The sequence below is a fragment of the Chloracidobacterium sp. genome (genome assembly GCA_016711345.1).
Lineage (GTDB): Bacteria > Acidobacteriota > Blastocatellia > Pyrinomonadales > Pyrinomonadaceae > OLB17.
In genome coordinates this window covers 1-9240 of the sequence record JADJTD010000010.1, presented here as the reverse complement: position 1 = coordinate 9240, position 9240 = coordinate 1, and the positions used below count along the sequence as shown (strand labels likewise).

Here is a 9240-nt window from a genome sequence, read left to right as displayed (position 1 = left end):
TTCTTTTGTTGATTTCCTCCTTTTTTGGCTTTACGCAAAATGAGGTGTGACATATGCGGATGGCCAAGCAGAACGGTGTCAATAAGGAAGGGAAGTGTTATGTCGGTGAAGGTCCTCAAGCTGACTAGAAGGGGGGGTGTTATCTGGTGTGATGCCTGGTCAAGGCAGTCTGAGTATCTCAATCTGCCTCCCTGTTTTGACGTTTTGGCAAGATGCTGGTGGGGCTATTTGCAAATGTCAGCGTTTAGAGAGATCTGGCGAGGTCGGATATAATACTCGTCCTATAGCCTCTTGTGACTGGGCTTATTCTGACGAGGTACAAGGATTTTATGATGATATAGCTGTACAAGCTAGAAATGATAAGTTTCGGAATACTGATTCTGGGTCATCTGGGGAGCCTGCTAATGTAACCGAATTCTATAATCAAACAGCCGCTATAACGAACAGTTTAATTGCTTCTTATGGAGCGGAAAATGTTATAGATTTAACTTGCGGGCAATATATGCCTGGCAATTTAGGTCCAGCCGGTGCTGGTTTCAGTCAAGCAAATTCCTTTCTTGCTTTAGCCTATGATGCTAATGGTAATCCTCAACTAGGGGTAGTTAAATTTCCTTCAGGTTATACTTGTGCGGATTTTAACTCTGGCCGTTTGAGTACTGGCTTAGCAAATGAATCAATAAAGAGGGTTCAAGAACACCAAAGTTCACAAGATACAGCTTTGATGCGTCTCGATGAGGGGATTAATTCTATTCAAAAAACACTTGGAAACAATAACTCTAGTATTATGGATGAGCTTGGAAAAATACGTTCTAAGCCTACTGGAGGCGCAAATTTAAATCCCGTTTTGGATGCAATTCAATCTATGAGAGAAAGTCAATCTTCACAATTAAATCGAATAGATTCCTCTTTCTCTGCTGAAATTGAAAATCTTTCCTCAAGCTTTGAAACCACTTTGAGAGAACAATTTGATAGCCTAATTTCCAAGCTAGGGAATGATACGGGCTCGAAATCTGGGACTGATGTATCCGGGATAGAAAAACGACAAGACACGACAAATATTAGATTGAAAAGCGGATTTCAAAACTTAGGAGATTCTCTTTCTGGAATGAAAAAGGGGATTGCAAACCTTGATTCTACCATGCAGAAAAACTCTACCTTGATTTACCGTATGGATTCCGCCAATCAAGCAAACAGATATTTTGACAGGCTTGAGGATTCTTTGGCCTATGAAAAGGTAATGGACTCCTTGGCAAATAAAGACTCATACAAGGCACAAGCGGAGCAAGGCATTCAAGACGCGCAGGGCTTCGCCATCCAAGGGGAAACCAACGCTACAGGGCTCAAAACCTCACTACAGGGCTGGCAAACTCTTCCTGGTACCTGTTCTGATGCTCCTACTTGGGAGATTGATCTTTCTAGCGCAAATCTTGGGAAGATGGAAATTAATTTGAATCAATACCCTTGGGTTCCGGCTTTTTCAAGGGTTGGAATGCGGGTTGCCGGCCTTATGGCTTCTCTCTTGATCGTTTTAAAAGCTATGGAACTCCTTGGCTACTCAAACGCTAAGAAAGACTGATCATGGCTCGTCTAATAGCTCTCATCGGTGAATTGATCCTAAAGCTTGGAAAAACCGCTTTAGGGGTTGCAGTCACAATGCCTTTGTTAATTGCTGGGATTGCTTTGGCTTCTGGGGCTTTTCTTGCGGCTAGTACAATCTCGACTCAAGGTTTACAAGCTCTGCGGTCTTTCGCTTCTGCCAGGCCGGAAGCCTGGTGCTTGGCCACTTCTTTCGGAATCGATCTATTCCTGTATTGGTTCGTTGAAGGGTTAATGGTTGCGGTTGCCATTTACGTCTATCTGCTTCTAAAAGAGCCGATTCTTAGGGCTAGCGCTAAATTTAAGGAGGCCATTTCAAAATGATTCCAACGATTTTACAAATCCTTGTTCTGGTTGTTTCTTCTGCTTTTGGTTGTTTTTTAGGGACCTTAGTCTATGATTTAATTTTTGGTCGTGATGGTGGAAATTTACGTGAGTTTAGAAGGTCTTTTTTTCAATCTGTAATTATTCGATCCGTTGTAGCTCATTTTAACGCTATTCGAGGTCGGAAATGATCACAATGCTACACGGATACCCTGGCGGCGGGAAATCCTACTATGCTGTGTCTCAATACATCATCCCGCATATGAAAAAGCGTAGACATGTTTACTCTTCCCTGGCTGGCTTCGATGCTTTGAGGGCTGGCGTAATTCATGGCGTTGACCCTATTTATTATCATCCAATTTCGCCAGAAAACTTTACTCCCTGGCTGGACATAGACGAGACACAAACAGAATCACTTTTCGTCCTTGATGAGGTTCAGAATCTCTATGGTGCTTCAAACTTCAAGGACCATGGAAAAGAGCGGGAGTTATTAAAAAAATACCTCTCTATGCATCGACACCGGGGCGATGCTGTTGTAGCTATTTGCCAGGAACCGACAACGGTAGACAAGTTTTTCCGCGACCTGACCGAGCATTATATCGAACTTCGCAAGCTCAATATGATTTTCGGCGAGAACGCGAACACCTTTTCAGCGATTCACAAAAAAGGTGGAACGGGCAAATCAAACAAGGTTTTGAAGCAAGAAACCCTTCAGTATAAAGACGAATTTACGATTTGTTACCAAAGCACAATGCCCGGTGCCGAGGAAACAAAAACCAAATCTGACAAAGTTAGAGTTCATCCATTAAAGATTTTCTGGCCGATCATTGCGGCTTTTCTCTTTCTTCTCGTCGGGGCCGGTCTTTATCTGTGGAATAGGAACAAAACAAAACCTGTTAACCCTCCACCGCCAGGCGTTGGGCAGACCATGAAGCAAGAAACGGGGATCACTCATGTACCAAAAATCTCGATTGAGGCAGACGGCTGGATGGCCGATTCCAACTGTGTTTTTTGGCTTAAGGGGGCTTCGTTGGTCGCTCGGTCGTGTCCTGACCTGGGCGAGCGTTTTGGTAGGCTTGAATGCCGTGTCACCTCGGGCGGCGACTCCTGTACCGTACATGTCGAGCCCGGTGCATTGGTTGGACAAGCAGACGGCGGACAAAAATCAGCGTTGGAGTTTGAGGGTACAAGGACTTCGGGGCGAGGTCTTACGGCTCCTAGCTCCCCGCTGTCGTCTCGCTCTAGTGAGTGATCCGGGCCAGGATTTTTTGGTCGGCGTCTCCGTAGAAGGTTTTGCAACCTGCCGAACCGTCGTTGAGGTGGTGATGGCGGCTCAACCTCTCCCCGACCCTCTCGACCGCTCGGGCGGCTGTCCTTCCGGCGCTATGTGTGCGGATCCATGACCGGGCGGCAACGTGGTCGCCCTGCCCTTGTCTACCATCCTGGCGATGTGGTGGAGATCGAGGGAACCGGAATTGTTGGACGGTACCGTAAACCTGTGAAAGGCAGTTGGGGCCGATCTTTGTTGCTTGAGACAGAACTTGGCTTGATGGCTGTTCGTAGGGTTGGGAAGGTCATTGTTCGCGACCCGAATCAGACCTTTTTGGACCTAGAACCCTTCTGAAAATAAGTAAAAATAACCTATACGGTATAAACAAGTTAGATGTATATTGTATACATGGTAAACACGAATAAAACGACCGAGCTGGACCGCCTTCTTGATTTTTCGCTTTCGCATGGCCGAAATTTGACGATGACGGAATTCGTTCAACTTCAAAAGCGCATTGAATCCCTGTCGAACTTCCTGCCGAAGAGGGCCGCATAATGGCTACACGTCTCACCACCTGGGGAAACGGCGTTGGTGTCCGTATCCCTCGTGAATTAATGGTTTCCCAGGGCTTGGAAGTCGGCCAGGAAGTGGAGCTGGTCCCTACTCCTGACGGTGTTATGATTCGAACCTCGGTTCCTCGTTTCAACCTGGCGGACTTGGCTTCCCAAATGATTCCAGGCAACCAACCCGAAATCATTGATTTTGGTGCTCCAGTTGGCGAGGAATCCTAATGGCTGATTATAATCGCGGTGACATTGTTATGGTCTCGCTGGATCCAACCTTGGGCCATGAGCAACAGAAGCGCCGTCCCTGCCTGGTTGTGTCTGGACTCGAGTACAACAAGAAATCGACCTTGATCGTGGTTTGCCCGATTACTTCGACCGTTCGACCGTGGCCTTGGCAAGTGCCAGTTCAGGCTGGAACCATTGTTGGCGGAATCCAGGTTGACCAGGTGCGCAGCATTGATAGGACGGCTCGATCTGTCCAGGCGGTCCGAGGTGCCAAGTGTCCGCATTCGGTTCTTCAACATGTCCAGGGGCTTTTGGATGCTTTGTTCCTGCGCTAGCCTCTGCGGTGACCTTTCCTTGGAAAGGGGACCGTGGAATAAATGCCGCTCTGGCCGCTTGCGGCCAAGGGCGGCGTTTATGCCGCGAAAGCCCCTTTCCAATCGTCTGACCGTACCTTTCCGAGTTGGGTTTGCCGGGTCCTCCCGGCAAACCCATACCGGCAAGGGCGGTCCTCTGTCGTGCTCTGCCTTCGCCGTCCTGCGCTTCGCTGTTGCTTTGCCGCTCTCCCATGGAACAGGATGTTCCACGAGGCGGCTAGGGCCTCGGAAAGAGCGGGGCCCTATGGCCCTGAAGGGGTCATGGGGAGCGGGGCGAGGTGACCACCGGGAACCGAGTAGGGAGGCCGATAGGCCTTGGCTTAGGAGTCCTGTAGGGCCGAAGGCGTCCGAAGGACCATAGCCGGAAGGGGTCCGACCCGAAGGGGAAGCCCCTATTTGCTTAAAAAAACCTTAAGAGATCGAAAAAACGCTTGAAATGAGCGAAAACGGATGTCTTGAGGATCGAAGTAGTTGCAAATTGGGAAAAGCGGAACCGGCGAGAACGGACATTCTCGACCGGCTCCTAACTCCAAGTCCAAGGAAGTGGAAACTTGAAGCTGAGGAACAACCTCGAAAACATTTTTTTGACTGTCAACTTTGGGCATATTTTCGCCCAAGGAAAACAGAACAAAACGGCTTCCAGGCCCCTATCTATCGGGTTTTCCGTGTTCTATGACAGAACCTGTCATAATATTACTTATGCGCCATATGGAAGAAATACCTCGGAAACTGGGCTTTTTGGCCTAATCGTTGCTAATACGCAAGGACCCGCCGCCACCGGTCGCCATGGCGAGGCTTTAGCCCGCCCGGCGACCGCGGCGGCGGGTCGGCGTCCGGTTCGGCGTTGCACGTCTAGTGATACGTGCAAGTTTGTGCCACTGGTGGCACTATGGACCCAAAGGTCCAGATATCAAGCGTCTAAAATCATGAAAAAAGACGAGGTTCAAGGTGGTTGACTGGCTGACCATCCAAGTACCTCGAATTGCTGAGTTTGACCTTCCTGTCGGAAAGTTGGTCAAGATCGAGCCAAACGGCGATCAGTTGACGCTCTGCGACCTCGGGCATAAGGTGCCATCCTTTGACACTTCCTGTCGTGTTCGTCCAGTTGGCGCAAATATTGAGATTTCAGGCAATCCAAGCAAATGGCTTCAAGGCCACAATCTTTTTGGTTCGGATGATGTTCAGCGAACGTCCTTGAAATTCCTGGGGAAGATTGAAGAAAAGCTAGGCCGGCGGATGTTCCCAGAAAATCCGATGGTATACGCCCAATTGCATGAAATCCACTTAGCCCAAATGGTTGATTTGGAATCAGAGAAAAACAAATCTGATTTTCTTTCACAATTGGGCAATTTGGCTAAAACTAGGCATAAAAAGCAATTCCAATACTCTGGACAAACGGTATATTTTGGAAAGGGAGTTGAAAAAGGCTCGAAGAATTCACGCCTCTATTTTTGGAGGATTTACGACAAATACCGCGAAGTACAAGCCCACAAGCAAAAGTATCTTCTAGACAACTGGGAAATCAAATCACACGTTCGGGCCGAGGTCGTTCTGAAAAGAATGTGGCTCATGGCAAACCGATATGAATACGTAAAAAACTGGAATCCCGCTGTTGTGCAATTGATTTACACCGAAATGCTTGGAAAAATCAACGTAGCCGAAGGTAATCTCATGGAAAGTTTCATCCCTCCGCCTGGAATGACGATCGACGACAAAAAGCTTTGGTACCCTTGGGTAGCTGGCGAAGATCTCCGAACACAATTTCCAATTCGGACCTATTACAGACATCGTCAGCGTTTACTCGAAAAGTACAACGTTGATATCAACCTACCTCCGTACAAATCGGACAATAATATCCTCTCGTTTGGTTGGGCGAAGCTTCGCGATCAAACGGCCTGGATGCAAAAATCAAACCTCAAAAAATATCGAAAGGTGGCATAAGATGGCATTTGGAAACGCTCCTGCGGCAATGAAGATGGTCGTTTTCCTTCATGGAACCGTAATCGGACAAGCCTACCCGGCGACCTTCAAGCGGGAATCCTCGAAGGGCTCGGGCGAGTGGGTGGATGATGGCGAAGCCTGGGATGTCAACGTGCAAGTGCAAATGGCGGATGAATCGATGCCAAGAATTGTCCGCCTTCGCATCAATGCCCCTGCCGATGATGGCGACACCATCGAATTCCCCTTGATGACAAAAATTGACCTCCGCTCTGAATACAAGATCAAAACGGGAATTGTCGTCCACGGCAAGACCAAAAAGAAGGAAGCTCCGAAGGATACGACCTTGAACCAACCGGCCAAGGTTTAAGACATGCTCTCCCCCATTCTTGCGGTCTTTTGGGCTCTCTGGTCTGGGGGAGCTGTTGTTCCATGCTCTGCAAAATTGACATTCACTGTCAATCAAACAACGAATTCCGGCGAATTGTGGCAATTTACATGTTCGGATCGATGGTCTGAGGATTCATCTATCCATTTCAAGCCCAATGGACAAACAACAGTAACGGCCAATTGCTACGATAGTCCCAAACCAACAATGAATTTTCAGGCATTCAGCACAAAAGACAAATACCTTTATTCTGCTTCAACCTCTTTAACACAAATTATCTGGCAATGTAACAATGATCCTAAAAAGTTTGATTCGACGTATAACGTAGCGGCCGAAAATGTGGCAACTTCTCCAATCTTCTGGGCTGTTTTCTCTTTGGCTCTTGGTGCTGGAATGTACGTAGGGGCCGTTAAAATGTCTATAGATGCCGTCAAATCACTTTTGACCGGAGGCGAAAAAGATGACTGAACTAATGATTTGCGGAATCTTTGTAGTCGTCTTTGCTATTGGCGTAAAGATCTTTAATTAACCCAATCCGGGGAAAGTTGGTTTTGTGAGTGGGACGAACCAACAATCAAAAAACCACAGTCATACAAAGGAAAAAAACGTGCCTACTTTTACCACCGAAGTGACCGCCCTTGTCGTTGGTGTCGCCGCTGTGATGTTCACGGTTGGTGCTGTCGTGATGGGTGTTCCTGCTGCTCGTTTTGCTATCAAGTCCATCAAGAGCCTGATGAACTGATTCAATCCAAGGGGTAGGACTTCCCTACCCCTTTTTTTACGAGGTTCTAAATGGATTCGACAACGGTTTTTTTGATGAGACAAGCGGCGATCGCTGGGCGTCGTACATCAGATTCAATCATTAGACACCAAGATTCAATTGTTCAAGCTGGCAAAGATGCCGCTAGGGCATCAGCTGAATGGGTTTTATTGAGGCATGACCTTGTAATGTTGGGAATGGTAACAATTCCTTCCATTTCTCTTATCGTCGCCTTTTTTATCTACATGAAAAGGAGTCAATAAATGCAAACTTGTTTAAGTCTCTCAAACGAGGATTTCAAAATCATCTTCATTATCATGGTTTTGTCTGTGATGGTTGGTCATTTTTTGATGACTGTTTTGGATCACTTCTTTCGGTATTTAATTTTAGATCCTCTGAAGAAACGAATCGAGCGGCGTCATCCAAGGTTTGCCGAAGCCTATCGGAATCGGTAAGGTATGAATTCCCTTTTCTTTTTGTTGATTTCCTCCTTTTTTGGCTTTACGCAAAATGAGTGTGACATATGCGGATGGCCGTATAGAACGGGTGTCAATAAGGAAGGGAAGTGTTATGTCGGTGAAGGTCTTCAAGCTGGACTAGAAGGGGGGTGTTATCTCTGGTGTGATGCCTGGTCAAGGCAGTCTGGAGTATCTCAATCTGCCTCCCCTGTTTTGACGTTTTGGCAAGATGCTGGTGGGGCTATTTGCAAATGTCAGCGTTTAGAGAGATCTGGCGAGGTCGGATATAATACTCGTCCTATAGCCTCTGTGACTGGGCTTATTCTGACGAGGTACAAGGATTTTATGATGATATAGCTGTACAAGCTTGGAAATGATAAGTTTCGGAATACTGATTCTGGGTCATCTGGGGAGCCTGCTAATGTAACCGAATTCTATAATCAAACAGCCGCTATAACGAACAGTTTAATTGCTTCTTATGGAGCGGAAAATGTTATAGATTTAACTTTCGGGCAATATATGCCTGGCAATTTAGGTCCAGCCGGTGCTGGTTTCAGTCAAGCAAATTCTTCTGCTTTAGCCTATGATGCTAATGGTAATCCTCAACTAGGTAGTTAAATTTCCTTCAGGTTATACTTCTGTGCGGATTTTAACTCTGGCCGTTTGGAGTACTGGCTTAGCAAAATGAATCAATAAAGAGGGTTCAAGAACACCAAAGTTCACAAGATACAGCTTTGATGCGTCTCGATGAGGGGATTAATTCTATTCAAAAAACACTTGGAAACAATAACTCTAGTATTATGGATGAGCTTGGAAAAATACGTTCTAAGCCTACTGGAGGACAAGGCACAAGCGGAGCAAGGCATTCAAGACGCGCAGGGCTTCGCCATCCAAGGGGAAACCAACGCTACAGGGCTCAAAACCTCACTACAGGGCTGGCAAACTTTCCTGGTACCCCGTTCTGATGCTCCTACTTGGGAGATTGATCTTCTAGCGCAAATCTTGGAAGATGGAAAATTAATTTGAATCAATACCTCAGGGTTCCGGCTTTTTCAAGGGTTGGAATGCGCGTGCCGGTCTTATGGCTTCTTCTCTCTTGGATCGTTTTAAAAGCTGTGGAACTCCTTACTACTCAAACGCTAAGAAAGACTGATCGCGGCTCGTCTAATAGCTCTCATCGGTGAATTGATCCTAAAGCTGGGAAACCGCTTAGGGGTTAAAGTCACAATGCCTTGTTAATTGCTGGGATTGCTTTGGCTTCTGGGGCCTTTCTGCGGCTAGTACAACTGACTCAAGGCTTACAAGCTCTGCGTTCTTTCGCTTCTGCCAGGCCGGAAGCCT

10 protein-coding genes and 1 pseudogene are annotated in these 9240 nt (G+C 46.9%); all 11 read left to right on the top strand.

Annotated elements, in window-relative coordinates:
* Positions 1-148 precede the first annotated feature (148 nt).
* The gene (locus IPL32_19815) at positions 149-1576 is read left to right on the top strand and encodes a hypothetical protein (GenBank protein MBK8468067.1); all 1428 of its coding nucleotides are present in this window, start codon (positions 149-151) and stop codon (positions 1574-1576) included.
* A 2-nt stretch (positions 1577-1578) separates the two neighbouring features.
* Entirely contained in the window at positions 1579-1920 is a 342-nt protein-coding gene (locus tag IPL32_19810) for a hypothetical protein (protein MBK8468066.1), read from the top strand.
* Positions 1917-2111, top strand: coding sequence for a hypothetical protein (locus tag IPL32_19805; protein ID MBK8468065.1), 195 nt, complete (start codon positions 1917-1919; stop codon positions 2109-2111). Before IPL32_19810 ends, IPL32_19805 begins: the two co-directional genes overlap by 4 nt.
* Positions 2108-3172: pseudogene (locus tag IPL32_19800) on the top strand (hypothetical protein). Before IPL32_19805 ends, IPL32_19800 begins: the two are co-directional and overlap by 4 nt.
* Positions 3173-3319: 147 nt before the next feature.
* Complete coding sequence (locus IPL32_19795; protein MBK8468064.1) at positions 3320-3544, top strand: hypothetical protein; 225 nt, start codon at positions 3320-3322, stop codon at positions 3542-3544.
* A gap of 200 nt (positions 3545-3744) precedes the next feature.
* The gene (locus IPL32_19790) at positions 3745-3981 is read left to right on the top strand and encodes an AbrB/MazE/SpoVT family DNA-binding domain-containing protein (protein MBK8468063.1); all 237 of its coding nucleotides are present in this window, start codon (positions 3745-3747) and stop codon (positions 3979-3981) included.
* On the top strand, positions 3981-4316 hold the full coding sequence (locus IPL32_19785; GenBank protein MBK8468062.1) for a type II toxin-antitoxin system PemK/MazF family toxin: 336 nt from the start codon (positions 3981-3983) through the stop codon (positions 4314-4316). The genes IPL32_19790 and IPL32_19785 overlap by 1 nt, the downstream gene beginning before the upstream one ends.
* A gap of 987 nt (positions 4317-5303) precedes the next feature.
* Positions 5304-6296, top strand: a complete 993-nt coding sequence (locus tag IPL32_19780) for a hypothetical protein (protein ID MBK8468061.1) — start codon at positions 5304-5306, stop codon at positions 6294-6296.
* Between the two features lies 1 nt (position 6297).
* The gene (locus IPL32_19775) at positions 6298-6663 is read left to right on the top strand and encodes a hypothetical protein (protein MBK8468060.1); all 366 of its coding nucleotides are present in this window, start codon (positions 6298-6300) and stop codon (positions 6661-6663) included.
* A 3-nt stretch (positions 6664-6666) separates the two neighbouring features.
* The gene (locus IPL32_19770; GenBank protein ID MBK8468059.1) at positions 6667-7149 is read left to right on the top strand and encodes a hypothetical protein; all 483 of its coding nucleotides are present in this window, start codon (positions 6667-6669) and stop codon (positions 7147-7149) included.
* A 1527-nt stretch (positions 7150-8676) separates the two neighbouring features.
* Positions 8677-8925 carry a hypothetical protein gene (locus IPL32_19765; protein ID MBK8468058.1) on the top strand — a complete coding sequence of 83 codons (249 nt, stop codon included), beginning with the start codon at positions 8677-8679 and terminating at the stop codon, positions 8923-8925.
* The last annotated feature ends 315 nt before the right edge of the window (positions 8926-9240 follow it).